We start from the raw sequence: 26,474 nt of genomic DNA, 5'->3' as shown, positions 1-26,474 counted from the left end.
GACAAAACAGGGCAATCATCCTGTTTTGTCAGGCCTTGTCGCGAATCTGGGTCATAGTGCGGGTCGGCGTGATGGCTTCAGGGTCGAGCCGGATCTCTACGATTGACGGCTTGCCGCTGGCCCGCGCTCGCTCGAAGGCCGCCGCGAAGTCGGCGGTCTTTTCCACCGTCTCGCCATGGCCGCCATAGGCACGGGCCAAAGCAGCAAAGTCGGGATTCTTCAAGTCCGTGGCGACGACACGGCCAGGATATTCGCGCTCCTGATGCATGCGGATGGTGCCGTAGATGCCATTGTTGACGACGATGACGATGATCGGCAGCCCGTATTGCACGGCGGTGGCGAATTCCTGGCCGTTCATCAGGAAACACCCGTCGCCGGCGAAAGCAATCACGTCGCGGTCGGGGAAAAGCTGCTTGGCGGCGACCGCCGCCGGCGTGCCGTAGCCCATCGAGCCGGATGTGGGTGCTGCCTGCGTGCCGAAACGCCGGAAGCGATGGTAGCGATGCACCCAGGTGGCGTAGTTGCCGGCGCCATTGGTGAGGATGGCGTCGTCCGGCAGCATCGTTTCGAGATAATTCATGATCGGCCCCATCTGGACGGCGCCGGGGCCGCTCTCCGGAGGCGTCGACCAGTCGAGATAGGCGGCGTGCAGCTTCGCTGCCTCAGCCGCCCACACCGGTGTTGCGGCCGGCTTGCGTCCGGCAAAGGCTTCGACGAAAGCGGCAGGCGAGGCATTGATCGCCAGCGCCGGCCGGTAGACGCGGCCGAGTTCGCCGGCGTCGGCATGGATATGGACCAGCGTCTGGTCGGGATAGGGGCTCTTCAGCAGCGTGTAGTCGGATGACGGCATCTCGCCCATGCGGCCGCCGATCAGCAGCACAAGGTCGGCCTGCTTGATGGCGGTTGCTACCTTGAGATTGATGCCGATGCCGACATCGCCGGCATAGTTCGGGTGGAGATGGTCGAACAGCATCTGGCGGCGGAAGGAGCAGCCGACCGGCAATGACCAGGCTTCGGCTATCGTCCGCATCCGTGCAACGGCCTGCGCGTCCCAGCGCGTACCGCCGAGGATGACGAAGGGCCGCTTTGCCTTGTTGAGCAACACTTCCAGTGCGTCGAGCTCGACTTCGCCAGGCCGCGTCTCGACAGGGGTATAATGCCGGGCGTCCGGTGCCTCGGCGAGGCTGGTCAGCATGTCCTCGGGCAGCGAGATGACGACCGGGCCCGGGCGACCGGACGTCGCCACCGCAAAGGCGCGTGTGACGAATTCGGGTATGCGTGCGGCGTCGTCGATCTCGACCACCCATTTGGCAATATCGCCGAAGAACCTGACGTAGTCGACCTCCTGGAAGGCCTCGCGCCCTTTGGCGTGGCTGGCGACCTGGCCGATGAACAGGATGAGAGGGATTGAATCCTGCATCGCGATGTGGATGCCGGCCGAGGCATTGGTGGCGCCTGGGCCGCGGGTGACGAAGCAGATGCCGGGCCTGCCGGTCAGGCGGCCATGGCAGTCGGCCATCATTGCGGCACCGCCCTCCTGGCGGCAGACGATTGTGCGGATCGGTGAATCATGCAGCGCGTCGAGCACCGCCAGATAGGATTCGCCAGGTACGCAATAGATACGGTCCGTTCCGTTGGCTTCGAGCGCATCGACGATGAGTTGTCCGCCGGTCTTCATTTTCCTGACCTCTCCAGTTCGGCAAGGATTTCTTGGGTGTGTTCGCCGAGACGCGGTGACGGACGTTCATAGACCAGCGGCGTGCCGGACATGACCATCGGCGCCCGCACCGAGGGCAAGAGATTGCCATGGCCGTCATCGAGGTCGAGCCGCATGCCGCGCGCTACGGTCTGCGGGTCGGCAAACATCTGGCCGATGTTGTTGATTGGGCTGGCCGGCACTCCGGCAGTCTCAAGTCTGGCCAGCAACGGGTCGCGATCGAAGGCTTTCAGCGCCTCGATCATATGCTCGCGCAGCTTTGCCCGGTTGGCGACGCGGGCGGGATTGGTGGCGAAGTCAGGGTTCGACGCCAGCTCGTCGAGGCCGACGGCAGCGCAGAACTTTGCGAACTGGCCGTCATTGCCGACCGCCAGGATGATGTGGCCATTTTTCACCGGCACCACTTCGTAGGGCGCGATGTTCATATGCGCATTGCCCATCTGCACCGGCGACTGTCCGGAGACGAGATAGTTGAGGTTCTGGTTGCCGAGCGTCGAGATCTGGGTGTCGTAGAGCGCCATGTCGATATGCTGGCCTTCGCCGGTCTTCTCGGCATGGCGAAGCGCCGCCTGGATGGCGATGACCGAATAAAGCCCGGTGAAAACATCCGATATAGCGACGCCCGCCTTTTGCGGTTCGCGGCCGACTTCGCCGGTGATCGACATCATGCCGGCCATGCCCTGGATGATGAAATCATAGCCGGCACGCGGCGCATACGGTCCCGACTGGCCAAAACCGGTGATCGAGCAATAGATCAGCCGCGAGTTGATTTTCCTCAGGCTGTCATAGTCGAGGCCGTATTTCTTCAGTCCGCCGACTTTGAAGTTTTCGATCAGCACATCCGACGTCGTGACCAGCCGGCGCACCGTCTCGGCACCCTCGGGCGTCGAGAAGTCGATGGCGATGGAGCGCTTGCCGCGGTTGCAGGAATGGTAATAAGCGGCCGAAAGGTTCTCGCCGTCATGGCCGATGACGAACGGCGGTCCCCATTTGCGGGTGTCGTCGCCGCCGTCCGGGCTCTCGACCTTGATCACGTCGGCGCCGAGGTCGGCAAGCAGCTGTCCGGCCCATGGCCCGGCGAGGATGCGTGCGAGTTCGATGACGCGGATGCCTTTGAGCGGAGGCTCAGTCATGGATCACCGTGGTTGATCGAAAGCGCAGCCTCTATCAATCCCGCGCGCCGCTGTCACGGCCCTTGCAATGGGCCAGTATCACTGTGCCCCCAGCACGCGGTCGGCCCAGGCGGCAAAATCCTCCATGATGATGTCTCGGTTGACCTCGTTCAGGCTTTCGTGGCGGGTTTTGGCGTAAACCTTTGAAACGAGATTCGAAAAACCCATCATGTGCATCCGGCCGGCAAGATGGCTGACCGCCTTGCCGCCGTCCGAGGCCGGATCTTGCTCGCCTCCGACCAGATTGACGAACAGGTCGCGCCGCACGCCGGAAAAATTGCGGTCGCTGCCGCAATGCAGCGTCATCATGACGATGTCCTGCCACATCGATACCGATGCGTCCCAGCCGCAAAGCGGGTCGGCGATGTATTTCTCGACTTCAACGGCATCGCGCGACAGCCAGTCGAACGGCGTCCGGTGATTGGGCACCGCCTTGCCCCAGGCCCGGAACGTCAGCCGGGGCAGCAGGCGCGACGGCACGTCTGAGCCAAGCCGGAACTTTTCCCAACCAAGCATGGCCAGCGCGATTTGGCCGAGCAGTCCGGTCGAGAAATTGCCGTTCCAGATCGCGGCGGCATGGATGCGCGCCGAGTGGCGGAGGACAAAGTTCAGCGAGACCGACGCGCCCAAGGAGTGACCGAAGACGATGACCGGCAGGCCCGGCTGTTCCCTGGCGATGAGATCATGGACGGCAGCGACATCGGCGATGACCTTGGCACCGCCATCCGCATCGGCGAACCTGCCAGGTGGCGCGTCGGGCGCCTTGGTGGCGCCGTGGCCACGGTGGTCGTGCGCGTAGACCTGGTAGCCGCGCTCGCCAAGGAAATCGGCGAAACGGGCATAGCGCGCCGCGTGCTCGGCCAACCCGTGATTGACCTGGACAATGGCGCGCGGTTGGCCGATGGCGTGTTTCACATAAAGGTTGAGCTCGGCGCCGGTCGGCGATGCCAGCATCCTCTGCTTGTCAAATGGCATGTCTCGCTCCCGTCGGCGACTGTTGGGCGACGCAGCGATCGACGTCAAGGGACGCAGGGTACCCACTCGACGGCGTTGACAGCATGCTGTCAATGTGATTACATGACAGCATACTGTCAAATGGTCAGCGGCAGATTGGGGGTATGACTATGAAAACCACCGGGGCCATTTCGCGGCGTGCAATCTTGCTGGCGGGCTTCGCCTTCACGACGGCCACCCTGTTGTCAGGGATTGCTGCGTTCAGTCAGGAAACCAGGGAGATGACCATGATGACGTCCACTGTTCCAGGCCCGCAAGGCCAGCTTGCCACTTATAGGATCAACGCCGGCAATGGCCTGCCGATCATGTTCCTGCATGGCGATTGCAGCCGCGCTTCCCACTGGGACCGGGTGATGCAGCTCTCCGTCGAAGGCCGCGAGGCGGTAGCCTTCGATTTTCGCGGTCATGGCGCCTCCGCGCCGGCGCAGGACGGTGACTATGGTTATGACGGTCGTGCAATGGATGTCGGTGCCGTGGCCGACGCGTTTGGCCTGAAGCGGTTTCTCATTGTCGCGCACAGCGGCGGCGGTGGCGTGGCGCTCGCTTATGCCGCCAGCCATGCCGAACGGGTCGCCGGTGTCTTGCTCGTCGACCCGGCGACCGATCCTCGTGCGCTGCCGCAGGCGATTCGTGACGGCTTTGTCCGCGATCTGGCCGGTCCGCAAGGCCGTGATGTCCTGAACGCCTATTATGCGTCGATTGCCGGCCCTAACGCGGTTGTTCGCCAGCGTGTTCTGGCCGATGCGGCAGTGGTCGATCCGGCGGCGAGGGCAGGTGTCGGCAAGGCACTGGCCGAATGGAACCCGGAGCCGGCACTCGATGCGTATCGCGGGCCTATGTTCGTATTGGCTACCGAGGCCAGTGACACTCCAGCCGCGCTCTACCGGCTGCGCACGGACATTCCGCGCCAGATCGTGGCGGGCAGCGGCCATTGGGTGATGCTTGACAAGCCCGAGGTCGTAGCCGAAGCCGTTAATAATTTCGTCGCGACCATCGAGGCCGGCCAGAAATGACGACCAGGACCGAAGCGGCAAATGTGCTCACCGAACTGGTGCTTGCCGTGTTCAGGATGAACGGCAGTTTTCTGGATGCGGCCGACCGGCTGGCCGCTCCAACCGGGCTGACGGCAGCGCGCTGGCAGGTTTTGGGTGCAGTTTTGAAGGAGCCGAAATCTGTGGCCGACATCGCCCGCGACATGGGTCTCGCCCGTCAGAGTGTACAGCGGCTGGCCGACATACTGGCTGCGGAGGGGCTTGCCGCCTACGCCGACAACCCGGCGCATCGCCGCGCCAAGCTGTTGTCGATAACCGATGCCGGCCGGGCAGCGGTCAAGAATATCGGCACACGCCAGCATGTTTGGGCGAACCGCGTTTCGGAGGGTATGGACGCCGACGTGCTGAAAGCCTCGCTTGATCTGCTGCGCACCCTGACGGAACGGGTGGAGGCGGGCGGATCCTGATCGACCACGCGCGAGCCGTCTCAATGCGCTGGCGATTGTTTTTACGGCCGGCGAAAGAAATCGTAATTCTGACATGTCGCAAGTTTCTAGCTTGCGGCGTGAATCACGAGGAGTGCCGGAATGCGGATTTGGGCGATATGGGGGGCAGTGTTTGTTGCGTTTGCTGGCGCAAGCGCGGCGCGGGCCGATGTGAAGATGACCGGCTCTTTCGTCGCCGATGCCGCCTGTCCGGCAACGCAGGCGATCAAGAGCGGCAAGAATCCCGGCAATGTCTCGACCGCGGCTGGTCAGAGTTATGATCTGCTGGCCGGCAACAAGGACGCGCCCACGCACTACCTCATTCGCGTGCCGGGCGCCGATCCGGAGCGCCGCTGGGTCAAGATCAGCTGCGGTCACGTTTCGGGCGGCAGCGCGTCGACGATGCCGGCTGCACCGGCGCCTGCCGAGCCGAACAAGCCATCGGCGTCCGGAAAGCCGGAATATGTCTTCGCGCTGAGCTGGCAGCCGGCTTTCTGCGAGACCAAATCCGGCAAAACCGAATGCCGTGCGCAGACCGCCGCCGGTTTCGATGCGACCCACTTCACCTTGCATGGGTTGTGGCCGCAGCCGAACGGAAATTTCTATTGCCAGGTCGCGGCAAGCGACAAGGCGAACGACGATCCGGCACACTGGCGGGATTTGCCGCCGGTCACCCTTGACCCGAAAACGCGAGCGGAACTCGACCAGGTGATGCCGGGCACCGCGTCCGCCCTCGAAAGGCATGAGTGGATCAAGCACGGCACCTGCTACGGCAAGAGCCAGCAGGAGTATTTCGCCGACGCCTTGAACCTGATGCGCGCGATGAATGCGTCGCCGGTGCGCGATCTCTTCATCAAGAACATCGGCAAGCAACTGACATCCGATCAGATCCGCAGCACCTTCGACAGTGCCTTCGGCAAAGGCGCGGGCGACCGGGTCCGCGTGTCCTGCGTGGTCGATCCTTCGAACGGCAGGCGGCTGATCGGCGAACTGACGCTCGGCCTGACCGGCCCGATCGCTTCGAACGCTTCGCTCGGTGCCCTGCTGCTTGCCTCGGCGCCGACATCCAAGGCCGGCTGCCCGAAGGGCGCGGTCGATGCCGTCGGGTTCCAGTAAACAGGCCGTACGCGACTGTCGCTTTGCGCCGGGGATGGTATGATCCCGGGCGCATCATTCATAAGGGGGTGGCGATGAGTGGTATGACGAGCGGCGCGCTGGCGCGGCTGGCGTTCTGGGCCAAGGGCATGACGGCGATCCGCGACGGCCATATGGAGTGGCCGGGCTTTTCCTACACCGAAGTGGAGTGGGCTCGCATGACCACGCTCGCCAAACCCGTCGGCAGCGGCACCTACCAATTGTTTACGCTGGTCAACGCGGCGATCTTCATCGCCATCGCCGCGCTCGGGATGTTCTGTGTCTTCCTGCCGCTGGCGGCGCTGCTGTTCCCGGTACCGGCCGAAACCAGTGCGCTCAAGTTTTCGCTGCTCCTGGCGGCATGCGCCTTCCTGATCATCGGCATAGGCCTGCCGATTTCGCTGCGTCTTTCGACCACGCTCGTGGCGCCGAAGGCAATGCGGGCCGCGCTTGTCGCCGTGCCCGGCGACCAGGCGCTTGCGGCAAAAGTGTCATGGCAGATCAACCGGATCACGCTCGTGCTCTGCGGCCTGCTGGTACCGGGCATTCTTCTGTTCATTGCCTACGATATCGAAGCCGGCCCGATTATTACCGCGTTGAAATGGCTGGCGATCGCGCTGATGGCGGTTTCGGTTGCGATCGGCGGATGGCAGCGGCGCAAACAATCCTGATTGAGCCAATCGCAGGCCTGGGCAGCGTTACGCGCCGGCGCTGCGCTCCGGCCAGGTCCATGCGTTGCGGCCGTCTGCTTCGTTGCCGCCCGGTTCGCCGACAACGCGATCGCGTCCCGTGGATTTGGCCTTGTAGAGACGCTGGTCGGCCAGCGCAAAGAGATCGGCAAGGCAACGGGTCGTCTCGCTGACCGTCGAGATGCCGGCGCTGACGGTAATGTCGAACCGGCTGGTGCTCGCGGACGTCTTGACCGCTTGCCTGACGGTTTCACCCAGCAGCCTGGCAAGCGGCTGCGGACGCCAGCCGAGGATGGCGAATTCCTCACCGCCGATCCTGAACAATTGATCTTCGGTCCCGACAAGTTCGCCAAGCAAAATCGCCAGGGCTTTCAGCACCTTGTCTCCCTCGGCGTGGCCGAAGCGGTCGTTGATCGATTTGAAGTGGTCGACATCGATGATCAGCAGGCTGAGCGGCCTGGCGGTCCGCAGGCTGGCGGCAACGGCGGCCTCGCCATCGCTGTCGAAGCGCCCCCTGTGCAGGAGGCCGGTGAGGCCGTCGCGACCAACATGCTCGACCAGCGCCTCATAGCGCTCGCGATAGGTCAGCGTGTCGAAAATGTCGGAAAGCCCGCGCGGCGCCGGCACCTGCCGCGCCTCGAACCACCTGATATAGGCGACCAGCATGGTGCTGTAGACCAGGGCCGCTGCCATCTTGGCGAACCAGCCGCCGAAGAACACCGCGACCGGCGCACCGGTGACGAAATGCAGCGCCGTGAAAAAGCCTGCCTGGTCGAAGGTGAGCACGCAGGCGACGGAGACCAGGATGCGGGTGAAAAGCGCCTTGCGCAGGTATTTGCCGAGCTTTTCATAGAGCAGAATGATCAGGATGGCGTCGACGAACAGCAGCGTCGTGCCCCACACCATCAGCCAGCCCATCTCATCGATGAAGCCGATGTCGGGAAGCTTGCCGTCGGGCAGCGGTGCGATGTCGTGCAGGCGCAGGATCAGCACGAGCCCGACCATCAGGGCATTGCCGAGCAGCAGGCCGTAAATCGGCTGCCGGACAGTTGCCGCGTCCTCCTTGATGTAGAGCAGGAGAAGCATCACCAGCTTGCCGGAAAACAGCACGGCCGAACCCGGCGATACCATGCCGAACGGCAGCGCGACGTAGAAGACGCTGGCGAGATAGGTTTCCAGGAAATGCATGACGCCAAGGGCGCAAACAAAGACGCCGAGGCCGATGCGGCCCCTGAACCGGAAAAGCGTGACCATGATGCCGAAATAGAGAACCGCTTCGGCAAAAAGCAGGAAACTGTTCAACACGGCCCGATCTCTCTCCCCGAAATCGCGGCTGCCAGCGATTTCCAATCCAACATTGTTTGACGCGGAATGATTAACCGGAGCTTTCGCCTGGGCGCCGGCACGAAATGAAGCGGCTAAGCGTTTGCGGCTGCGACCAAATCCGCCTGGAGCGGGTCATCGTTTCACGGAACCGCTGAACCGCTCCATCTTTTTTGTTTTGACGCAATTCCGGACGGAAAACCGTTTCACGGTTTTTCCTGGAATTGCTTTAGGGCCAAAACTGTTTGCCGTTCGCGGCTGCATCGCTTACATAGCCCCCAACTTCCATCCAATCCGACATCAGTCGACTTTTCAGGGAAAGCGCGCGTGGCACGCCAGTTCATCTATCACATGGCCGGCCTCAACAAGGCCTACGGCACCAAGAAGGTGCTCGAGAACATTCATCTGTCCTTCTACCCGGACGCCAAGATCGGCATCCTCGGCCCCAACGGCGCCGGCAAGTCGACGATCCTCAAGATCATGGCCGGCATCGACAAGGAGTGGAGCGGCGAGGCCTGGCTGGCCGAGGGTGCTACCGTCGGTTACCTGGCGCAGGAGCCGGCGCTCGATCCGAACAAGAACGTGTTCGAAAACGTCATGGAAGGCGTCGCCGCCAAGACCGCCATCATCGAGCGCTACAACGAATTGATGATGAACTATTCCGACGAGACGGCGGACGAGTCGGCCAAGCTGCAGGACGAGATGGACCGGCTCAACCTGTGGGATCTCGAACAGCAGGTCGAGATGGCGATGGAGGCACTCGGCTGCCCGCCCAAGGAGGCCGATGTCACCAAGCTGTCGGGCGGCGAACGCCGTCGCGTCGCGCTTTGCCAGCTCTTGCTGCGCCAGCCCGACCTTCTGCTGCTCGACGAGCCGACCAACCATCTCGACGCCGAGACGACGGCGTGGCTGGAAAAGCATCTGCGGGCCTATCCGGGCGCGGTGATGATCATCACCCACGATCGCTACTTCCTCGACAATGTCACCGGCTGGATCCTCGAGCTCGATCGCGGCCGCGGTATCCCCTACGAAGGCAACTACACCAAATACCTCGAAGCCAAGGCCAAGCGGCTCAAGCAGGAAGGCCGCGAGGACGATGCGCGCCAGCGGGCGATCGGCCGCGAGCGCGAGTGGATCCAGTCCAGCCCGAAAGCCCGGCAGACCAAGTCGAAAGCCCGTATCCAGGCCTTCCAGGATCTGCTGGATGCAGCCGACAAGCGGCGTCCGAGCGACACCCAGATCGTCATTCCGCATGGCGAGCGGCTCGGCAATGTGGTGATCGAGGTCGAGGGCCTGTCGAAGGGCTTTGGCGACACGCTTTTGATCGACGATCTCGAATTCAAGCTGCCGCCGGGCGGCATCGTCGGCGTCATCGGCCCGAACGGCGCCGGCAAGACGACGCTGTTCCGCATGATCACCGGCCAGGAAAAGCCCGATGCCGGCACCATTCGCGTCGGCGAGACGGTCAAGCTCGGTTATGTCGACCAGAGCCGCGACGCGCTCGACCCGACCAAGACGGTCTGGGAAGAGATCTCGGGCGGCGCCGAAGTGGTCAAGCTCGGCAAGTTCGAAGCCAACACCCGCGCCTATTGCGCGTCGTTCAATTTCCGCGGCGGCGACCAGCAGCAGAAGGTCGGCAACTTGTCCGGCGGCCAACGCAACCGCGTGCATCTGGCCAAGATGCTGAAGACCGGCGGCAATGTGCTGCTGCTCGACGAACCGACCAACGATCTCGATACCGAAACGCTGGCGGCACTCGAAGACGCGCTCGAGAGCTTCGCCGGCTGCGCCGTCATCATCTCGCACGATCGCATGTTCCTCGATCGCCTGGCGACGCACATCCTCGCCTTCGAAGGCGACAGCCATGTCGAATGGTTCGAAGGCAATTTCGAGGACTACGAGCAGGACAAAATCCGCCGGCTTGGGCCTGAGGCGGTCAATCCGCACAGGATGACGTATAAGCGGCTGACTCGGTAACAACGGATTGGTTGCAAGCGCCCCAGGCTGCTCATAGAATTACCGGAAGGAGATAAACATGCTTAATGTCGAGCTTCCTACCGCGCTGGAAAAACGCCTCGAGATCGTCGCAAGGAAAACTGGCCGGACAAAACATGACGTAGTCGTTGAGGCCATTGTCGAGCAAATTCAGGATCTGGAAGACGGACTAATCGCCCTCGAGCGCCTTAACGATGGTGAAGGTGAATGGCTTTCTCTGGCCGAAGCTAAGGAACGACTGGGATTGGACGCAAGCGACCGCAGTGACGGTTGATCGTGTGGACAATTCGTGTCGAGAAGCGTGCACTGAAGGATATCTCCAGATTGCAAAGGTCCGATCAGCGTCGGATTGTGGACTTCCTGGAAAACAGGCTCGCCTCGCGCGATAATCCACGCGAACTTGGCGAAGCGCTAACAGGACCACTGGCAGGTCTCTGGAAATATCGTGTGGGCTCATTCCGAGTTCTGACAAGGATCGATGATAGCGCTGTCGCGATTTGGGTGGTTCAAGTAGGCGACCGTCGCGAGGTCTATCGATGAATACAGTCGCGAAGGTGAGACCCGACTGGTCCGCCGCCCTCTACCTGAAATTCGAGGACGAGCGCACCCGGCCGGCGCGCGATCTCGTCGCGCAGGTGCCGGTGCCGGAACCGCGCCGGGTGGTCGACATCGGCTGCGGGCCGGGCAATTCGACCGAATTGCTGGTCGAGCGCTGGCCGCGGGCGCAGATCAGCGGCTTCGATACCTCGCCCGACATGATCGAGAAGGCGAAGGCGCGCCTGCCCGGTGTCAGCTTTGCCTTGGCGGATGCGGCGGCGTGGCAGCCGAACGAACCGGTCGACGTGATCTTTGCCAATGCGGTGTTTCAATGGCTGCCGGAGCATCCGGCGGTCTTCCAGCGGCTGATGGGATTTTTGGCGCCCGGCGGCGCGCTTGCCGTGCAGATGCCGGACAATATGGCCGAACCTTCGCACCGGCTGATGCGGGAGACCGCGGCCGAGATGCCGTTTGCCGAAAAGCTCGAGCGCGCGGCCCGCGCGCCGCTGCCGCCGGTCGCGTTCTATTACGACCTTTTGTCGCCATTCTCGGATCGGCTCGATATCTGGCACACGATCTACAACCATCCGCTGGCCGATGCCGAGGCGATCGTCGAGTGGGTGAAATCGACGGGGCTGAAGCCGTTCCTCGATCCGCTCGCCGAAAACGAGCGGCAGCTTTTCCTGAAGCGCTACGCGGGCGGGATCAGCGAAGCCTATCCGAAAACGGCAAGCGGCAAGGTGTTGCTGCGCTTTCCCCGTCTCTTCATCGTGGCGCGGCGTTCCGCTTAGAAACGCTTAGCTACACCCAAAAACAGCTAGCAGCGGATGCTTGACCGGCTTTCGCCGTCATGCGCATCTCGCTGGGGCACGGCCCTTTATGGGCCATGGGGGTGGATGATGACACTGAAAAAGATGGGTTTCGGCGGCAGCATTTGTGCGGCCGCTGTGCTTGCCTTGTCTCTATCGGCGGAGGCCAAGCGAGCGCGCTGCTTCACCAGCGACGACGGCTATTTCTCGTGCAGCTATCGGGCGCTGGACGATGCCGGCAGCTTTCGCATCTCGGCGCCGGGTTATCCGACCTACGTCCTGGAAATCGACGGACCGGGTTTTGCCTATGGCTATGTCAATCTCGGCCGCCGCAACGTGCCGCTGCCCGGGCAATTCGTGCGCAGCCGCGATGACGGTGCCTGCTGGAACAACCCGCAGACCAATACCAAGCTCTGCGCCTGGTAAAGACCCGTCCCAGGGACTTGATTTAAGCCGGCATAAACTGGCTAGGTGCAAAAGAGGTTGCGCCGAGCTTTCTGCGGCGTCGACATGAAGCCGCAACGCCTGCGCACGGGACGAACTGGAAATGCATCGCGTCATCATCAGCGGCATCGGCGTTGAAATCCCCGAAGCTTTGATCACCAATGAGGAACTCGTCGCCAGCTTCAACAGCTGGGTGGATATGGAAAACGTCCGCCGCGAGGTGTCGGGCGAGCCGCTGGTACAGAAATCGGACAGTGCCTTCATCGTCCATGCCTCGGGCGTCCAGACCCGCCATGTCATCGAACGGGAAGGCATCCTCGATCCGACCCGCATGGCGCCGCGCTTCCCGGCGCGGCCCGACGATGCGCTGTCGCTGGAGGCCGAGTTCGGCATCGCTTCGGCCCGCAAGGCGCTCGATCATGCCGGGCTGACGCCTGGCGACATCGACCTGGTGATCTGCTCGGCCTCGCACCATCAGCGGCCCTATCCGGCGATCGCCATCGAAATGCAGCAGGCGCTGGGCACGAAAGGAGCCGGCTTCGATATGGGGCTTGGCTGCTCTTCGGCAGCGGCGGCGTTGCACATCGCCGTCAATCTGGTACGGGCAGGGGCGCATAAACGCGTGCTGGTGACGACGCCGGAGATCATCACCGGGCACCTCAATTTTCGCGACCGGCAGACGCATTTCATCTTCGGCGACGCTTCCGTGTCGATGGTCGTCGAAGGGCTTGCCCAGGGCGAGAAGCGGCCGGGCCGCTTCGAGGTGCTGGATACGCGCGCCTGGACGCAGATGTCGAACAGCATCCGCACCAATCTCGGTTATTATACCCGCGCTGCCCAGGACGATCCGTACATGATCGATCTGGAAGGCAATCTGATCAAGCAGATCGGCAACAAGGTATTCAAGGAAGTCACCGTTGCCGGCCACAAATTCATCGTCGAGTTCCTGGCCGAGCACGGGCTGACGCCGCAAGCGATCCGGCGTTTCTGGCTGCATCAGGCCAATGCGCGGATGAACGCCATGATCCTGAAACTGTCGTTCGGCCATGACGTCGACCACGACCGCGCGCCGATGGTGCTGGAGCGCCTCGGCAACACCGCCGCCGCCGGCGCCATCATCGCCCTGTCGGAGAACCATGCCGACATGAAGGCCGGCGACTACGGCCTGCTCTGCGCCTTCGGCGCCGGCTACTCGATCGGCGGCGCGCTGTTGCGCATGCTTTAGATTTTTGTTTTACGCATGTCGTTGTCCCAAAACCACTGCACACCCTCGGTTCAAGCCCGAGGGCATGCTTTTGGGCGACATGCATTAGCCCGGCGCGAACGGCACCAGCATCGGAACGCGCCTGGCATAGTCGTCGTAAGCGCTACCCAGTTCACCGCGCAGAAAACGCTCCTCCAGCGTTGCCTTCATGACGATGCCGACGGTGATGAGGATGGCGCCGGCAACGCCCCAGACAGTGCCTTTCGCCGCCATGGTGGCGAGGATCGCCAGAAGCAGGCCGGTATAGATCGGGTGGCGGACCAGCCGGTAAGGGCCGGTGTCGACGACGCGATGCGCGGCCTTGGCGGTGACCGTGGCCGACCACAGGCGGCCAAGATGCAGCCGCGCCCACCAGGCAAATGCCAGGCCGGCGGCAATCAGCGCGACGCAGATCCACGCTTCGGCAAGGTTCGGCGTCCAAAGCCTCAGCGGGCCGGCATAACCGTGCGCCGGGATGAAGAGCAGGATCGTGCCGAGCACCATGACGGCGCGGGATGGAAGCTCCACCCCGAAGCCGGCGCGTTTTTCGGCCCGGTCGGCCCAGAAGGCGGCCGCGGCCCATGAAACCACCCAGAGCAGCCAGAGCTGTGCGATTGCCGATGCGGGATGCATGATAAACCTCCGCGGGCTTGACCTGATCGATATTATCAACCGATGCAGCGCGGCAGCAATGCGGCACGCTTTTGCACGAGGCTGATTCAACCAGGACGCTGGTGGTGCCGACCCGTATCAGCCGTCTTGATTGGAGCATCAACGCTTTCGACTGGACCCTATGAATCGACTTCGGCTAACTGCATCCGGCAGCTAGGAATGAAACCAATGCCGGATATGTTTCCCGAAGCCGAAACTCCGGTCGAGATCGTCCCGTCGCGAAAACTCGCCGCCAGGGTGGCGGCGCTCTATCTCGCATCATTCGATCGTTTTGAGACACGAGCGGTGGATACGCTGCAACTCGGTTTCGACGGCATCGACGGCGATTTCCATGCCGGCACGACGCGGCGCTCCGGCGGGCGGGAACCCTGGTATCGGCGCGGCACCGAGATGCGCAACGAACGGCAATTGTCGATCGTGGCTGCGGACGAACTGGCAATCGTCGCCGAACGGATGGGCATCGCCGAGATCAAGCCGGAATGGATCGGCGCCAATCTCCTGATCGAAGGCCTGCCGCGCCTCTCCATGCTGCCGTCCGGCACGCTGCTGTTCTTCAAAGGCGGCGCGACCGTCAAGGTCGACGCGCAGAACGGGCCTTGCCGGATCGCCGGGCGATCGGTCGCCGAAAATGCCGGGATGGCCGACCATGAGGCCGGCGCGCTGCTGTTCCCGAAGGCGGCGAAGCGGTTGCGCGGGCTCGTCGCCTGGGTCGAGAAGCCCGGCACGATCGCGGCCGGCGAGGAGATTTCGGTGCGCGTGCCGGAGCAGTGGATTTACCGGGCCTAGTCCAGGCAAGGCGACCTCTAGTCACGGCGTATTTTGTTCTTGCTTTGTGCCGGCAGCTATGCTACTAATTTGGGTATGGTGCCAATTGGGTTCCAACGACCCGCCCACCGAGGCGGGTTTTTTATTTCAGGCTTTGAAAGTTCCGATGTTGCCGACCTGAGGTCGGCGGGACAGCGCCCCCCTCTGTCCTGCCGGACATCTCCCCCACGAGGGGGGAGATTGGCCGTCACCTTTCGATTTCGCCAATCACAACGGTGAAGCGCCGTAGAACTCGACGCGTGTGCCTGCCATTCTCTACGCCTCATCCTCATCGTCGAGCAGACGGGTGGCGCGCCAGCGGGTGAGCACATTGTTGGTCTGTTCGATGACGAAGAAGCGCGCGGAATCGCGGTCATAGCCTTCGGCCAGCAGCTTTTCGTAGTCGGTGTGGGCGTGGCGAATATGCGCTATCGTCGCCAGCCACACGGCAATGCTCGGCGGCAAGGTCTTCATGTGCACGGCGCCGGCATCGGCACGGATCTTTTCCATGTCGGCATAGGGCGCCAGCGGCAGCAGCGCTGTCAGTGCCTTGGCGATGGCGCGGCGGCGGCCGGTCGGCGCGCTCATCACTCCACCGGCCCTGGCTCGTCCCGCCCGGCGATGGTCGCATCGGCAAAGGCATCGGTCGAGGCGAAATAGGGCTTGATGTCGATGACCGGCGTGCCGTCGAGCACGTCGATGGCGTCGAGATCGATGCGGCCGGTGTCGATGTCGAGGGCAACCAGCTTGGCGACATGCAGTCCGACAGGATTCGGCCGGGCAGGGGAGCGCAGTGAAAAGACGCCTTTCGGCCCTGTGGCATGGCGGGGTTTCTGGACAATCAGTTGCCGCGGCGCATGGTGCAGCCAGGACAGGACGATCACGTGGCTGGCGCGTTCCAGCCCAAGCAGGCCATCCCGATAAAGCGGGTCGATGACCAAGTGCGCCGGCTGTTCCGTCTCCCGCGCCGCCTTCATGTTTTTGGGGCAAGTCTCCCGCGTGATCCAAGGCGAAGCGATGCGGCCGATGAAGACGACATGGCCATCCGGTGGCATCGTTGCCGGGTCGGTTTCCAGGAGCTTTTCGCCGCTGCGCGTTTCGAACATGGTTCTCGCCCCGATCATGCGTCCGTTTTTGCGCGATCCGCCACGCATGCGTCATTTTCTTGTCCGGAAGCGACATAGCGCTTGCAAGCCTATCCAAACCGACATAAACATATGTTTATATCTTTTCAAAGAGAATGCTCGCATGCATGTCGCTCTCGACACGATGGTAGATACATTGAAGGCGGCGGCGGAATCCAGCCGGCTGCGCATATTGGCGCTGCTGTCGCGCGGCGATCTGACCGTGTCCGATCTCACCGAAATCCTCGGCCAGTCGCAGCCGCGCGTCTCGCGCCATTTGAAATTGCTGCTGGAGGCCGGGCTGATCGGCCGCTACCAGGAGGGCTCGTGGGCGTTCTTCCGGCTATCGGATTCCGATGCGTCGCGCGATTTCGTGCTCAGGCTGGTCTCCGGCATCCGCGGCGCCGATCCGCAGGTCGAGCGTGATCTCGAACGGCTGGCCGCAGTCAAGCGCAAGCGGCAGGACCGGGCTGCCGAATATTTCTCGGTAAACGCCGCAAGCTGGGACCATATCCGCTCGCTGCATGTGCCGGATCGCGCCGTCGAAGCAGCCCTCATCAAGCTCGTCGGCAAGCGGCCGTTCCAGTCGATGCTCGATCTCGGCACCGGCACCGGACGGCTGCTCGAGATCTTTTCGCCGCTCTATCGGCGCGGTGTCGGCATCGACATGTCGCGCGAGATGCTGACGGTGGCGCGCGCCAATCTCGACAAGGCCGGCGTTTCGAATGCGCAGGTGCGCCAGGGCGACATTTTTGCGCCACCGGTCGAACGCGACGCCTTCGATCTCGTTACCATCCATCAGGTGCTGCACTATCTCGACGATCCCGCCCGCGCCATCCGCGAGGCAGCGCGTCTGCTACGCCCGGCCGGCCGGCTGGTGATCGTCGATTTCGCGCCGCACACGCTGGAGTTTTTACGCGACGAGCACGCGCATATGCGTCTCGGCTTTTCCGACCGGCAGATTGGCGACTGGTTTTCCGAGGCCGGCCTCGACCTCGAGGACAGCCAGGAATTCGAGCCGCGCGGCGGCAACGAGGCCAAGCTCACCGTCAAACTCTGGCTCGGCCGCGATCGGCGCATGCTGATTGCCGAGCCTTCCAACGACAGACAACCGGCCAATGCGTATCCGATAGGGGAAACCGCCTGATGAACCAGTTCCGCTTCTCCCGCCGCCCCGACATCGGCGACAAGGTCAGGGTTTCGTTCGAGTTCTTTCCGCCGAAAAACGATGAGATGGAAGCAAGGCTGTGGGACACGGTCACCCGGCTTGAGCCGCTTAAGCCGAAATTCGTCTCGGTCACCTATGGCGCCGGTGGTTCGACCCGCGAGCGGACGGCCCGCACCGTCAAGCGCATCCTCAATGAAACGACGCTGACGCCGGCGGCGCACATGACTTGCGTCGATGCGGCGCGTCACGAGGTCGATGCGGTGATCCGGGAGTTCGCCGATATGGGCGTCAAGCGTTTCGTCGCCCTGCGCGGCGATCCGGCCGAGGGCGTCGGCGCGGCCTACCGGCCGCATCCGGAAGGCTATGCCAATGGCGCCGAACTGGTTGATGCGCTGAAGGGCGCCGGCGATTTCGACATATCGGTCTCGGCCTATCCGGAAAAGCATCCGGAAAGCCCGGATTTCGCCACCGACTTCGACATGCTGAAGCGCAAGGCCGACAACGGAGCGACGCGGGCGATCACCCAGTTCTTCTTCGACAACGATCTCTATGAGCGCTATGTCGAGCGGGCACGGCGGGCCGGCATCTACATACCCATCGTGCCGGGCATATTGCCGGTGCACAATTTCACCCAGGTCGCCAACTTTTCGGCGCGGTGCGGCGCCTTGGTGCCGGCATGGCTGGCCGAGCGTTTCGATGGGCTGCAGAACGATCCGCAAACGCATGCGCTGGTGGCATCTGCCGTGGCGGCCGAGCAGGTGCTGGACCTTGTCGAGCGCGGCGTCGGCGATTTCCACTTCTACACGATGAACCGAGCCGATCTGGTCTTCGCCATCTGCCACATGATCGGCATCAGGTCGCACGAAGTCGAGGCGGCGGGATCAGCCGCGGCGTAAGGCGGCAAGCTCCTTTTTGAAATGTCAAAGATCGGGGGAATGCAAAAGGCCGGGCAAAATGCCCGGCCTTTTCAAATGGTTTGGAGTATTCGGTGCTGGTCTTCCCCCGCTCAGCGGCCTTATGGAAGGACGCCCATAATGAGGGCGCCGATGAATGCAAACGCAGCACAAATCATCAATGCGTTGATCGGCCTCGTCAGTCCCATGTCATAGCCTCCTCTTAAAGAGCTATGGCGAGAGTCTAGGGTCATTTGTGCCACAGGCAAGCAGAAACTTTGCTGCAATGCGACGAGATTGTGGAATTTGCGACCTGCCGTTTGCCGTTAGGCATTGAAACTCTTTGTCAAAAGCCGGCTCGGGACCTGTGAATAATTTGTGGCAAAGCCGTGGCAGCAGCGAGAATGGCAGCGCTACCGCGGTGGAAAATCGGAATCGATTTTTCGGACCGACTGAAGATTCGACGCATCCTTTGCGCATCCAACCGGATGCTGCACGCTATACCAATGCGGTGGGCAACCAGCAGCGTTGTGAGATAGCCATGACTTGAATTTTCTGCCAATTGGCAGTATATTGTCTGCCAAGTGATGGAGGCCGGAATGAGTGTCGGTTATGCGGTTCGCGATCCTGCAAATCAGGCTTTGCCGGCAAATCTGGCGGATGCCTCGGTACGGGCGCGGCTCACGCCAGCGGCTGTTGCCGGCATCGTCAGGCTCGCAGACATCTGGCATCTGACCAGCACCGAGATCTGTACCTTGATCGGCGAGGTGTCGGAGAGAACCTGGTTCCGCATGAAGAAAGGCGAGTGGGAGGGCGTTCTCTCCCAGGATTCGCTGACACGCATCAGCGCCCTGATCGGCATCTTCAAGGGACTGCGGCTTCTGTTCTCTGAAGCGCTTGCCGATGAATGGGTGCGGTTGCCGAACAAAGGGCCGCTTTATGGTGGCCGGCGCCCCCTGGACGTGATGATCGAGGGCGGCATTCCGAAGCTGCTGCAGGTTCGCCAACACATCGACGCTTTGCGCGGTGGACTTTGAATGCAGATCCCGCCGCGCGCTGACATTTCCCAGCGCGACACGATCCGGCTCATTTCGACAGGCAGGCTCAAGGAACCGGTCCTGATGCCGTTGGCCAGGAATCATGGAGATTTGGAGGACCTTGCGGAGCTCGAAGGGGCCACCAGCGGCCGTCTTCAGGCGCAGCAAGGGGGATTGCCCGACCTCGATCCGCGCGAACTGGTTTTCGGGAGGCCGGGCTACACCTTCATCAATGCGGCTTTCGCTTACACCCGTCCCGGCGGCAATCGTTTCAACGATGATGCCAGGGGCGTCTGGTACTGTGGGTTCGATGCGGAAACCGCACTCGGCGAGGTCTCTTTTCATCTGACGCGCGAGCTTGCCGCAATCGAACGTTTCGAAAACGTCACCGACTACGCGGAGCTCGTTGCCGACTTCATAGGCTCGTTTCACGATCTGCGCGGTGCTGAGTTCAGCAAGGACCCGGTGCTCGATCCGGATACTGTCTTAGCCTATCCTGCCGGTCAGGCGCTGGCGAAGCAACTCCGCAAGCAAGACGCCGCGAGCGGCTTTGTCTATCCTTCCGTGAGACATGTCGGCGGGACCTGCCTTGCCGCCTTCCTTCCCGATCTCGTTCAGAATCTCCGGCAAGGCGGTATCTGGCGTCTGGAATGGCAGGGTTCATCTGTTCCCGCGATCACGCCCATATAGCGCCATCTCTAAAGCGCGTCGCGTTCGACCGGCCTCGTGCGACGCGCTTTAGGTTCTTTTTCTATGCATGTCGTTACCGCAAAACCGCTGCACATCTTTGCGCGACATGCATTAGCGCCGCCCGAACAGGCGACCATCGATGGTGACGAGGCCGAGCGCGATCAGCGCCATGCCGCCGAGTTCGAACAGTTCGAGCCGCTCGCCCAGGAACAGGAAACCGAGCAGGATGGCGCTTGCCGGCACGATGAGCGTGACCAGCGAGGCATTGGTGGCGCCGGCCGAGGCGACGAGATTGAAATAGAGGATGTAGGCGAAGGCCGTCGACAGCAGCGCCAGCGCCAGCACCGCCGCCCAGACCGGCGGCGAGGCCGAAAACAGATTGGCAGCGTCATAGGTGAACAGAACGACCGGGATCATGATGATGGTCGAGCAGGTCAATTGTCCGGCGGCAATGACCGGTGACGGCACACCCTTGAGGCGGCGGGCAATCATCAGCGCAACCGCATAGGATGCCGACGCTCCGATCAGCGCGAATTTCGCCCAGACCGGACCGCCGAGCCCGGCGACGAGGCCGGGGCCGATCATCACCGCCGTTCCCGCGATACCGAGGGCGATGCCGGCAAGCTTGTTCCACGACAGCTTTTCGTCGCTGGTCAGGGCGTTGGCGAGGATCAGCGTCCAGAACGGCGTCGTCGAATTGAGCACCGAGGCGACACCGGCGCCAAGCTCGGTCTGGCCGGCAAAGATCAGCGAGAAAGGGATGACATTGTTGGCGAGCGCCAGCAGGAAGAACAGGCCGGCATGCGGCAAGGCGAGGCGAAACGACGGGCCACGGACCGCAAGATAGAGCTGCAACGCGATCGCAGCTATGGTGACGCGGAACAGCACCAGCACCAGCGGCGGAAGTTCCGACACTGCGATACGGGCAAAGAAGAACGAGCCGCCCCAGATCGCGCCGAGCAGCAGAAGCTGCGCCCAGTCCTTGAGCACCATCGGACCGCGCATCGTGGTGGTGGCAGCTATCGCCATTGGTCGTCCTCCCAGACGAGATGCCTTGCTCTCAGGCATCTGTTCACGCTCTACCCGATCCGGCCGCAAGGGCCACCCGAAACCTGAGCGATGGCCTAGCTCACTCATAACCGGCGTGCAGCACCGGCGTAGCGCCGCGAAGCCAGGGCGGCGAGACATAGAATTGTTTTCATTAGCCGCTAGCTTGGATTAATTGTGCGCAGCCTCAGTCAAGGGATTCGTCCATGCAGCGATTCGAAAATGCCCGCGAGGCAGCGCTGGCGCTTCGCCCGGACGATCCGATCTATTGCTTCCGCCCGCAGGTGCTGAAGGCGGACGCCAAACAGTTCATGGGCATGTTTCCCGGCAAGACCGCCTATGCGGTCAAGACCAATGGCGAGCAGATCGTGCTCAACGCCCTGGTCGAGGCCGGCGTCGGTGCCTTCGATGTGGCCTCGCCCGGCGAATTCGCCGCCGTGCGCGCCGTCTCGCCGGACGCCGAGATGCTCTACATGCACCCCGTGAAGGCGCAGTCGGACATCAGGCTGGCGCTGGAAAAATACGCCATCCGCGTCATTTCGCTCGACCATGAGGACGAGGTCACCAAGCTGACCAGGGTGGTGCGGGCGCTCGACATCGATCCGGGCGCCATCACCGTGTTCGTGCGCATCCAGACGAAAGGCTCGGCGGCCTACGAACTGTCGAAGAAGTTTGGCGCCGGACCGGCCAATGCGGTCGAACTGGCCGAACGGCTGAACCGGACGGGCTACAAGGTCGGGCTGTGCTTTCACGTCGGCAGCCAGATCGAGGATCCCGACACCTATGAGCGGGCGCTGGCCTCCGCCGACTGGGTGCGCAACCGCGTCGGCTTCGACGTTGCCGGGCTCGATGTCGGCGGCGGGTTTCCCGCCGAATACGGTCATGATCCGAACAGCCGCAAGCCGGAAATGCCGTCGCTCGGCCAGATCATGTCGCGGCTGTCGGGCGACCTCCAGGAGTACCAGTTCGACCAGATGCCGCTGGTGGCCGAGCCCGGCCGGGTGATCGTGGCGCGCTGCCTGTCGCTGATCGTGCGCGTGCTGCTGCGCAAGGGCAAAAGGCTCTACATCAATGACGGCATCTGGGCATCGCTGTCGGATTCATGGACCGGCAAGATCACGCTGCCGGCGCGCTTCATCCCCGATCCGGCGATCCGCTCGCGCAATGGCGAGGACAAGACCATCGTGCCGTTCAAGGTCTGTGGCGCGACCTGCGATTCCGTCGACATATTGTCGCGGCCGTTCTGGCTGCCCGAAACAGTCGATACCGGCGACTGGATCGAGATCGGCCATATCGGGGCCTATTCGCTGTCGCTCAGAACACGGTTCAACGGCTTCTATCCCGACACCTTCGTCGAGGTGGCGACGCCGTTCGACGAAGGCGATGCACCGCAGGGGTTCGCCAGCCTGGAGACGATGGCGGATTAGTTAATGGTGGAATGGTGAATAGTGAATAGTGAATGGTGAATAGTGAATAGTGAATAGTGAATAGTGAATAGTGAATAAATGAATAGTGGTAATTCTGGTGCTCAATGCGGCTCCGGTGCTATTCTTTTCACCATTCACCATTCACCATTCACCATTCACCATTCCCCATTCCCCATTCCCCATTCCCCATTCACCACCTTCACAGCCTTGCCAGCAGCTCCGGAGTCGGCCAGCCGTCGACCGGCAGGCCCAGACGCATCTGCTCCTTACGGATGGCTTCGCGGGTGTTGGTGCCCAGGATGCCGTCGACGGTGCCCACGTCATAGCCTTTCGCTTCGAGCTTGGTCTGTAGCGCCTTCATCTGGTCGGCGTCGAGGCCGGGTTCGGGGTTGCGCGGATCGAATCGCGGCGCGCCCCCCAGTCGGGCGGCAAGATTTGCCGCGGTCAGGGCATAGGTGAAGGACTGGTTCCACTCGAGATAGACGTCGAAATTGTCGTAGGTCAGGAAGGCTGGCCCCTTGCGACCCATGGGCAGCGCCAGGCCGGCCTTCAGGCCGTTGTCGAGAAGCGGCGTACCGTCGGGCCTGGTAACGCCCCACTGGCTCCATTGCGTCAACGGCAGCTTGTTGGTGCGTCCCGTCTGCTCCCACGGCAAATCGTCAGGCACACGGACTTCCTCGATCCAGGGCTGGTCGCGCTTCCAGCCGCGCGACTGGATCTTGCTGGCCGTGCTCATGATCACGTCCGGCGCGCTGCCGCGCAGGTCGACCAGGCCGTCGCCGTCGCCGTCGACGCCGTGGCCGAGATAGTCGGAAGGCAACATCTGCGTCTGGCCGATCTCGCCGGCCCAGGCACCGGTCACGTCGGCCGGCACCACGCCGCGATCGATCAACATCAGCAGCGGCACGATCTGCGGCCGGAACAGCTGCGGACGGCGGCAGTCATGCGAGAGGCTCACCAGCGCGTTCAGCGTATGAAAATCGCCCTGCACGGCGCCAAAATCGGTCTCCAGGGCCCAGAAGGCGGCGATGACCGGCGCCTGCACGCCGTATTCGCGATCGGCGCGGACAAAGACCTCGGCATATTTTTGCAGATTGGCCGCACCTTGCTTCAGCCGATGCGACGAGATCATGCGGTTCGAGAATTCGATGAAGGTCTGGGTGAAGACGCCCTGGGCGCGGTCGCGTGCCAACGCCTTCTCATCGAGGGTGGCGTTTTCCAGCGCATCAAGGCCGGCAGCGCCGACGCCGGCCGCCCTGGCCTCCGCCGCCACGCCGTGCTTCCATGACTCGAAATCCCCGCCGCATTGCTGTGCCGCGGCCGGCACGGCGGTCAGGAGCAGCGCCGCGAGAAGTCCAAAGCGCAATCGCATCGCTATCCTTCCAAGAAGATTACCGGCGGTTGCAGGCATTCGTCGTTGGCTGTGTCGAAAAGCAGGCGGCAGGCCTGGTGTCAACGGGTGTTCTGCCGCAACCACTTCTTCCACGCGGCTTCGGAGCCGTTGAAGACGCTGATGTCGGCGTTTCCGGCCATGCCCGGCACGACACCCGTTCCGGTATACTGCCAGAAGGTGAAGGGATGGCTGCCGTATTTCTGGCGCGGGTGCCCGGCGACGGAGCGCAGCCAGTAGGGGTAATTGCGGAAGCCCGATAAACCGTTATCTTCGAAGAAATCGACAGACGTGTAGATGATTGGCTTCTTGCCGTAGTATTTTTCGACGATTTCGAGGAACGTGCTCATCTCGCTGCGTACCGTGGCGGGATCGGGCCGCAGCTTGCAGGTCGGCGATTTCGGGTTCCATTCCATGTCGAGAACCGGCGGCATCGCCGAGCTGTCTTTGGGCACGTTCTGGATGAACCAGCGCGCCTGGGTAGCGGCCGGCGTGCAAAAGTAGAAAAAATGATAGGCGGCACGGGGGATGCCCGACGCCCTGGTGCGGCTCCAATGCTCGTTGAAAGCTTCATCGAAACGGTCTCCGCCTTCGGTTGCCTTGATAAAGGCGAAGGAGATGCCGCTGGCCCTGGCCGCCGGCCAGTCGATCGATGTCTGGTATTTGGAGACGTCGGTGCCGTGGACGGCATAGCTCCACGGTGCGCCGCTGTCCCATTCATGCGGGTCGGAATCGGCAAAACGCGGCGCGCGTACCGCAACCATCGAGGCGCTGGACGACGATAGCGATGGCGTCAGATCCTCGACCGTCGAGCAGGCACCAAGCAGCATCAGCGTGATGAGAACCGCGAAACGGCGCATCGCTACTTCCCGAGCCGGTTTCAGCCGGCCGCTGATGGGTCTTTCCGCGGGTGGCCCCTCGACCGGGCGCAGCGTGTCTGAAACCGACTTACGCGGCGCACCTGGATCTTCGTTTCATGCATTCCCAAACCGTTACGCAGTTTTGGGACGCATGCATTCAAGCCCCGCCGGACGGTCACCCCACAGGATCGCCCGGTCTGTCCCAAGCGCGTCGCTTCGACGCGCTTGGCTCTTTTGTCTATGCATGTCGTTGTCCCACAACCGCTGCGCACTTCTGGGCGACATGCACCTGTGATCGCCGATCATGGTTGATATTCGGTTGACGGCGCTCGACAAGAGCAGCGATTTTGCCGAAACAATGGCGGCAAATCGATGACATAGATCGGGCTCAGGGGAATTCGAAAAAATGCAGATCCTCCTGAAGTTCGTCAAATGGCTGCTCGGCCTGGCTGTGCTGGCGGCCGCGATACTCGCCGGCTGGCTGTATTTCGCGCCGCCGGAACTGATCCGCGTCGGTTCCGGCTATGCCGCCAAGATCGTCTGCTCGAACGTCTTCATCGCCGGGCGAGACGCCGACGACGTGCTCGCCGTCGATGTGCAGGCGCCGGGTCATCCGCTGCTGAAGCTGATGAGAGTGTCGGTGGACAAGGAGAAGGGAACGGTTTCGGCGGGCCTGTTCGGCGCGCTCGGCAAAAGTGTCGCGGTCGCCCGCGAGGGGCTCGGCTGCGCCTCGGTTCCCGACGGCGATATTGCCGCCGCCAAGGCTGTCGCCGGAGCTGCACCGACGCCGGCGTCGCTGCCCGATCTGATCTGGCCGGAGGGCGACAAGGCCGATGCCTCGCAGGATCCCGAGGTCGCGAAAGTCCTCGACGATCCAGCCATGACCGGCGCCGGGATGCGGGCGGTCGTGGTGGTCAAGAACGGCCGCATCGTCGCTGAGCGTTATGGCGACGGCTTTTCCGAAAAGACGCCGCTATTGGGCTGGTCAATGACCAAGACGGTGAATGCGGCGATCGTCGGCACGCTGGTGAAGGAGGGCAAGCTGGCGATGACCAACCAGGGTCTGTTCGGTCCCTGGAAGGGAGATGGCCGCGCCGTGATCAGCCTCGCCGACATGATGGCGATGTCGAGCGGGCTGGAATTCAACGAGGATTACGGCGACGTCGCCGACGTAACGCGCATGCTCTACCTCGAACCGGACATGGCCGGCTTTGCCGGATCCAAGCCGCTGACCGGCGAGGTCGGCAAGGTGTTTTCCTATTCGAGCGGCACGGCGGTGATGCTGTCCCGATTGTGGCAGGACGCGATCGGCGACAAGGACAAGGCACTGGCGTGGCCGAGGACCGCGCTGTTCGATCCGCTCGGCATGCAGAGCGCTGTGCTTGAGGCCGACGAGCACGGCACCTTCGTCGGCTCGTCCTATCTCTATGCCACGGCACGCGACTGGGCGCGCTTCGGCCAGTTCCTGCTGCAGGGCGGCGTCTGGAACGGCCAGGAGATCCTGCCCGCCGGCTTCGTCGACTGGATGCGGGAACCGGCAACTGCCTCGAAAGTCTACGGCAAGGGGCAATTATGGATAGAAGGACCGGGCGACGAAGAAAACCCCGGCGCCGGCACTGCCGCCGGCGTGCCCAAGGACACCTATTGGATGGAGGGGCATGATGGGCAAACGGTTGCCATCATCCCCTCAGAGCAGCTGGTTGTGGTGCGGCTCGGGCTGACGCCGGCCAGGCTCGGCTACCGGCCGCAGGCGATGGTGGCGGCGCTGATCAAGGCGCTGCACTGAGGAATGCGGCGGTCGCAGTCTT

General features: G+C 62.7%; 27 protein-coding genes. 17 read left to right on the top strand and 10 right to left on the bottom strand.

All coding sequences use genetic code 11. From position 1 onward, the window contains the following. Positions 1-28 precede the first annotated feature (28 nt). From NKI41_RS05630 to NKI41_RS05620, 3 genes are all read right to left on the bottom strand, one after another. On the bottom strand, positions 29-1,678 hold the full coding sequence (locus NKI41_RS05630; protein WP_352681850.1) for a thiamine pyrophosphate-binding protein: 1,650 nt from the start codon (positions 1,676-1,678) through the stop codon (positions 29-31). Further along, positions 1,675-2,850: a CaiB/BaiF CoA transferase family protein gene (locus NKI41_RS05625; RefSeq protein WP_352681848.1), complete on the bottom strand. Its 1,176-nt coding sequence runs from the start codon at positions 2,848-2,850 to the stop codon at positions 1,675-1,677. The genes NKI41_RS05630 and NKI41_RS05625 overlap by 4 nt, the downstream gene beginning before the upstream one ends. A gap of 78 nt (positions 2,851-2,928) precedes the next feature. Beyond that, entirely contained in the window at positions 2,929-3,864 is a 936-nt protein-coding gene (locus NKI41_RS05620) for an alpha/beta fold hydrolase (RefSeq protein ID WP_352681847.1), read from the bottom strand. A gap of 266 nt (positions 3,865-4,130) precedes the next feature. Between NKI41_RS05620 and NKI41_RS05615 the strand changes: the two genes are divergently transcribed. The 4 genes from NKI41_RS05615 (at position 4,131) to NKI41_RS05600 (ending at position 7,185) form a co-directional block, all read left to right on the top strand. Beyond that, positions 4,131-4,916 (top strand): alpha/beta fold hydrolase, encoded by a 786-nt coding sequence (locus NKI41_RS05615; protein ID WP_352681845.1) that lies wholly within the window; start codon positions 4,131-4,133, stop codon positions 4,914-4,916. After that, the gene (locus NKI41_RS05610; RefSeq protein WP_352681842.1) at positions 4,913-5,362 is read left to right on the top strand and encodes a MarR family winged helix-turn-helix transcriptional regulator; all 450 of its coding nucleotides are present in this window, start codon (positions 4,913-4,915) and stop codon (positions 5,360-5,362) included. The genes NKI41_RS05615 and NKI41_RS05610 overlap by 4 nt, the downstream gene beginning before the upstream one ends. A 120-nt stretch (positions 5,363-5,482) precedes the next feature. After that, positions 5,483-6,496, top strand: coding sequence for a ribonuclease T2 family protein (locus NKI41_RS05605; protein WP_352681840.1), 1,014 nt, complete (start codon positions 5,483-5,485; stop codon positions 6,494-6,496). 74 nt (positions 6,497-6,570) lie between these two features. Further along, the gene (locus tag NKI41_RS05600; protein ID WP_352681838.1) at positions 6,571-7,185 is read left to right on the top strand and encodes a hypothetical protein; all 615 of its coding nucleotides are present in this window, start codon (positions 6,571-6,573) and stop codon (positions 7,183-7,185) included. A 27-nt stretch (positions 7,186-7,212) separates the two neighbouring features. On the opposite strand, the gene NKI41_RS05595 is transcribed toward NKI41_RS05600, so the two are convergent. Continuing rightward, positions 7,213-8,508, bottom strand: coding sequence for a GGDEF domain-containing protein (locus NKI41_RS05595; protein WP_352681836.1), 1,296 nt, complete (start codon positions 8,506-8,508; stop codon positions 7,213-7,215). A 345-nt stretch (positions 8,509-8,853) separates the two neighbouring features. On the opposite strand from NKI41_RS05595, the gene ettA reads away from it, so the two are divergent. The 6 genes from ettA (at position 8,854) to NKI41_RS05565 (ending at position 13,536) form a co-directional block, all read left to right on the top strand. Continuing rightward, positions 8,854-10,503: an energy-dependent translational throttle protein EttA gene (ettA, locus tag NKI41_RS05590; RefSeq protein WP_352453385.1), complete on the top strand. Its 1,650-nt coding sequence runs from the start codon at positions 8,854-8,856 to the stop codon at positions 10,501-10,503. A gap of 58 nt (positions 10,504-10,561) precedes the next feature. Next, positions 10,562-10,795 carry a type II toxin-antitoxin system RelB family antitoxin gene (gene relB, locus NKI41_RS05585; RefSeq protein WP_352471524.1) on the top strand — a complete coding sequence of 78 codons (234 nt, stop codon included), beginning with the start codon at positions 10,562-10,564 and terminating at the stop codon, positions 10,793-10,795. Between the two features lie 2 nt (positions 10,796-10,797). Then, positions 10,798-11,061: a type II toxin-antitoxin system RelE family toxin gene (locus tag NKI41_RS05580; protein ID WP_352501113.1), complete on the top strand. Its 264-nt coding sequence runs from the start codon at positions 10,798-10,800 to the stop codon at positions 11,059-11,061. Continuing rightward, entirely contained in the window at positions 11,058-11,849 is a 792-nt protein-coding gene (gene tam, locus NKI41_RS05575) for a trans-aconitate 2-methyltransferase (protein ID WP_352681834.1), read from the top strand. The genes NKI41_RS05580 and tam overlap by 4 nt, the downstream gene beginning before the upstream one ends. 108 nt (positions 11,850-11,957) lie before the next feature. Further along, complete coding sequence (locus NKI41_RS05570) at positions 11,958-12,293, top strand: hypothetical protein (protein ID WP_352471527.1); 336 nt, start codon at positions 11,958-11,960, stop codon at positions 12,291-12,293. A gap of 121 nt (positions 12,294-12,414) precedes the next feature. Continuing rightward, complete coding sequence (locus NKI41_RS05565; RefSeq protein WP_352681832.1) at positions 12,415-13,536, top strand: beta-ketoacyl-ACP synthase III; 1,122 nt, start codon at positions 12,415-12,417, stop codon at positions 13,534-13,536. Positions 13,537-13,620: 84 nt separating this feature from the next. On the opposite strand, the gene NKI41_RS05560 is transcribed toward NKI41_RS05565, so the two are convergent. Continuing rightward, positions 13,621-14,187 carry a methyltransferase family protein gene (locus NKI41_RS05560; RefSeq protein ID WP_352681830.1) on the bottom strand — a complete coding sequence of 189 codons (567 nt, stop codon included), beginning with the start codon at positions 14,185-14,187 and terminating at the stop codon, positions 13,621-13,623. 207 nt (positions 14,188-14,394) lie between these two features. Here NKI41_RS05560 and NKI41_RS05555 point away from each other — a divergent pair, with 207 nt between their 5' ends. Next, positions 14,395-15,012: an MOSC domain-containing protein gene (locus NKI41_RS05555; RefSeq protein WP_352681828.1), complete on the top strand. Its 618-nt coding sequence runs from the start codon at positions 14,395-14,397 to the stop codon at positions 15,010-15,012. Positions 15,013-15,306: 294 nt separating this feature from the next. On the opposite strand, the gene NKI41_RS05550 is transcribed toward NKI41_RS05555, so the two are convergent. After that, complete coding sequence (locus NKI41_RS05550; protein ID WP_352456194.1) at positions 15,307-15,618, bottom strand: DUF2293 domain-containing protein; 312 nt, start codon at positions 15,616-15,618, stop codon at positions 15,307-15,309. Next, positions 15,618-16,136, bottom strand: coding sequence for a tRNA (N6-threonylcarbamoyladenosine(37)-N6)-methyltransferase TrmO (gene tsaA, locus NKI41_RS05545; protein WP_352501079.1), 519 nt, complete (start codon positions 16,134-16,136; stop codon positions 15,618-15,620). The genes NKI41_RS05550 and tsaA overlap by 1 nt, the downstream gene beginning before the upstream one ends. 142 nt (positions 16,137-16,278) lie before the next feature. Between tsaA and NKI41_RS05540 the strand changes: the two genes are divergently transcribed. The 4 genes from NKI41_RS05540 (at position 16,279) to NKI41_RS05525 (ending at position 19,942) form a co-directional block, all read left to right on the top strand. Continuing rightward, the gene (locus NKI41_RS05540; protein ID WP_352501078.1) at positions 16,279-17,301 is read left to right on the top strand and encodes an ArsR/SmtB family transcription factor; all 1,023 of its coding nucleotides are present in this window, start codon (positions 16,279-16,281) and stop codon (positions 17,299-17,301) included. Continuing rightward, complete coding sequence (gene metF, locus NKI41_RS05535; RefSeq protein WP_023676795.1) at positions 17,301-18,218, top strand: methylenetetrahydrofolate reductase [NAD(P)H]; 918 nt, start codon at positions 17,301-17,303, stop codon at positions 18,216-18,218. Before NKI41_RS05540 ends, metF begins: the two co-directional genes overlap by 1 nt. Before the next feature lie 596 nt (positions 18,219-18,814). Beyond that, positions 18,815-19,252 carry an antitoxin Xre/MbcA/ParS toxin-binding domain-containing protein gene (locus tag NKI41_RS05530; protein WP_352681826.1) on the top strand — a complete coding sequence of 146 codons (438 nt, stop codon included), beginning with the start codon at positions 18,815-18,817 and terminating at the stop codon, positions 19,250-19,252. Continuing rightward, the gene (locus NKI41_RS05525; RefSeq protein WP_352681824.1) at positions 19,253-19,942 is read left to right on the top strand and encodes an RES family NAD+ phosphorylase; all 690 of its coding nucleotides are present in this window, start codon (positions 19,253-19,255) and stop codon (positions 19,940-19,942) included. Between the two features lie 111 nt (positions 19,943-20,053). Here NKI41_RS05525 and NKI41_RS05520 read toward each other — a convergent pair whose 3' ends face one another. After that, positions 20,054-20,971 carry a DMT family transporter gene (locus tag NKI41_RS05520; RefSeq protein WP_352681822.1) on the bottom strand — a complete coding sequence of 306 codons (918 nt, stop codon included), beginning with the start codon at positions 20,969-20,971 and terminating at the stop codon, positions 20,054-20,056. A gap of 224 nt (positions 20,972-21,195) precedes the next feature. On the opposite strand from NKI41_RS05520, the gene NKI41_RS05515 reads away from it, so the two are divergent. Further along, complete coding sequence (locus NKI41_RS05515; protein ID WP_352539504.1) at positions 21,196-22,416, top strand: alanine racemase; 1,221 nt, start codon at positions 21,196-21,198, stop codon at positions 22,414-22,416. A 199-nt stretch (positions 22,417-22,615) separates the two neighbouring features. On the opposite strand, the gene NKI41_RS05510 is transcribed toward NKI41_RS05515, so the two are convergent. After that, complete coding sequence (locus tag NKI41_RS05510; RefSeq protein ID WP_352501074.1) at positions 22,616-23,788, bottom strand: lytic murein transglycosylase; 1,173 nt, start codon at positions 23,786-23,788, stop codon at positions 22,616-22,618. A gap of 80 nt (positions 23,789-23,868) precedes the next feature. Then, on the bottom strand, positions 23,869-24,666 hold the full coding sequence (locus NKI41_RS05505; RefSeq protein ID WP_502893719.1) for a glycoside hydrolase family 25 protein: 798 nt from the start codon (positions 24,664-24,666) through the stop codon (positions 23,869-23,871). A 406-nt stretch (positions 24,667-25,072) separates the two neighbouring features. Between NKI41_RS05505 and NKI41_RS05500 the strand changes: the two genes are divergently transcribed. Next, positions 25,073-26,452: a serine hydrolase domain-containing protein gene (locus NKI41_RS05500; protein WP_352681820.1), complete on the top strand. Its 1,380-nt coding sequence runs from the start codon at positions 25,073-25,075 to the stop codon at positions 26,450-26,452. Positions 26,453-26,474: the final 22 nt, after the last annotated feature.

It is taken from the genome of Mesorhizobium sp. M0601 (genome assembly GCF_040320845.1).
Lineage (GTDB): Bacteria > Pseudomonadota > Alphaproteobacteria > Rhizobiales > Rhizobiaceae > Mesorhizobium.
This window is presented reverse-complemented; position numbering and strand designations above follow the sequence as displayed.

Excerpts from the sequence above, each read along its gene's own strand:
- NKI41_RS05630 (WP_352681850.1), bottom strand. The coding sequence starts at position 1,678 with ATGAAGACCGGCGGACAACTCATCGTCGATGCGCTCGAAGCCAACGGA.
- NKI41_RS05625 (WP_352681848.1), bottom strand. The coding sequence starts at position 2,850 with ATGACTGAGCCTCCGCTCAAAGGCATCCGCGTCATCGAACTCGCACGC.
- NKI41_RS05620 (WP_352681847.1), bottom strand. The coding sequence starts at position 3,864 with ATGCCATTTGACAAGCAGAGGATGCTGGCATCGCCGACCGGCGCCGAG.
- NKI41_RS05615 (WP_352681845.1), top strand. The coding sequence starts at position 4,131 with ATGATGACGTCCACTGTTCCAGGCCCGCAAGGCCAGCTTGCCACTTAT.
- NKI41_RS05610 (WP_352681842.1), top strand. The coding sequence starts at position 4,913 with ATGACGACCAGGACCGAAGCGGCAAATGTGCTCACCGAACTGGTGCTT.
- NKI41_RS05605 (WP_352681840.1), top strand. The coding sequence starts at position 5,483 with ATGCGGATTTGGGCGATATGGGGGGCAGTGTTTGTTGCGTTTGCTGGC.
- NKI41_RS05600 (WP_352681838.1), top strand. The coding sequence starts at position 6,571 with ATGAGTGGTATGACGAGCGGCGCGCTGGCGCGGCTGGCGTTCTGGGCC.
- relB (WP_352471524.1), top strand. The coding sequence starts at position 10,562 with ATGCTTAATGTCGAGCTTCCTACCGCGCTGGAAAAACGCCTCGAGATC.
- tam (WP_352681834.1), top strand. The coding sequence starts at position 11,058 with ATGAATACAGTCGCGAAGGTGAGACCCGACTGGTCCGCCGCCCTCTAC.
- NKI41_RS05570 (WP_352471527.1), top strand. The coding sequence starts at position 11,958 with ATGACACTGAAAAAGATGGGTTTCGGCGGCAGCATTTGTGCGGCCGCT.
- NKI41_RS05565 (WP_352681832.1), top strand. The coding sequence starts at position 12,415 with ATGCATCGCGTCATCATCAGCGGCATCGGCGTTGAAATCCCCGAAGCT.
- NKI41_RS05560 (WP_352681830.1), bottom strand. The coding sequence starts at position 14,187 with ATGCATCCCGCATCGGCAATCGCACAGCTCTGGCTGCTCTGGGTGGTT.
- NKI41_RS05555 (WP_352681828.1), top strand. The coding sequence starts at position 14,395 with ATGCCGGATATGTTTCCCGAAGCCGAAACTCCGGTCGAGATCGTCCCG.
- NKI41_RS05550 (WP_352456194.1), bottom strand. The coding sequence starts at position 15,618 with ATGAGCGCGCCGACCGGCCGCCGCCGCGCCATCGCCAAGGCACTGACA.
- tsaA (WP_352501079.1), bottom strand. The coding sequence starts at position 16,136 with ATGTTCGAAACGCGCAGCGGCGAAAAGCTCCTGGAAACCGACCCGGCA.
- NKI41_RS05540 (WP_352501078.1), top strand. The coding sequence starts at position 16,279 with ATGCATGTCGCTCTCGACACGATGGTAGATACATTGAAGGCGGCGGCG.
- metF (WP_023676795.1), top strand. The coding sequence starts at position 17,301 with ATGAACCAGTTCCGCTTCTCCCGCCGCCCCGACATCGGCGACAAGGTC.
- NKI41_RS05530 (WP_352681826.1), top strand. The coding sequence starts at position 18,815 with ATGAGTGTCGGTTATGCGGTTCGCGATCCTGCAAATCAGGCTTTGCCG.
- NKI41_RS05525 (WP_352681824.1), top strand. The coding sequence starts at position 19,253 with ATGCAGATCCCGCCGCGCGCTGACATTTCCCAGCGCGACACGATCCGG.
- NKI41_RS05520 (WP_352681822.1), bottom strand. The coding sequence starts at position 20,971 with ATGGCGATAGCTGCCACCACCACGATGCGCGGTCCGATGGTGCTCAAG.
- NKI41_RS05515 (WP_352539504.1), top strand. The coding sequence starts at position 21,196 with ATGCAGCGATTCGAAAATGCCCGCGAGGCAGCGCTGGCGCTTCGCCCG.
- NKI41_RS05510 (WP_352501074.1), bottom strand. The coding sequence starts at position 23,788 with ATGCGATTGCGCTTTGGACTTCTCGCGGCGCTGCTCCTGACCGCCGTG.
- NKI41_RS05505 (WP_502893719.1), bottom strand. The coding sequence starts at position 24,666 with ATGCGCCGTTTCGCGGTTCTCATCACGCTGATGCTGCTTGGTGCCTGC.
- NKI41_RS05500 (WP_352681820.1), top strand. The coding sequence starts at position 25,073 with ATGCAGATCCTCCTGAAGTTCGTCAAATGGCTGCTCGGCCTGGCTGTG.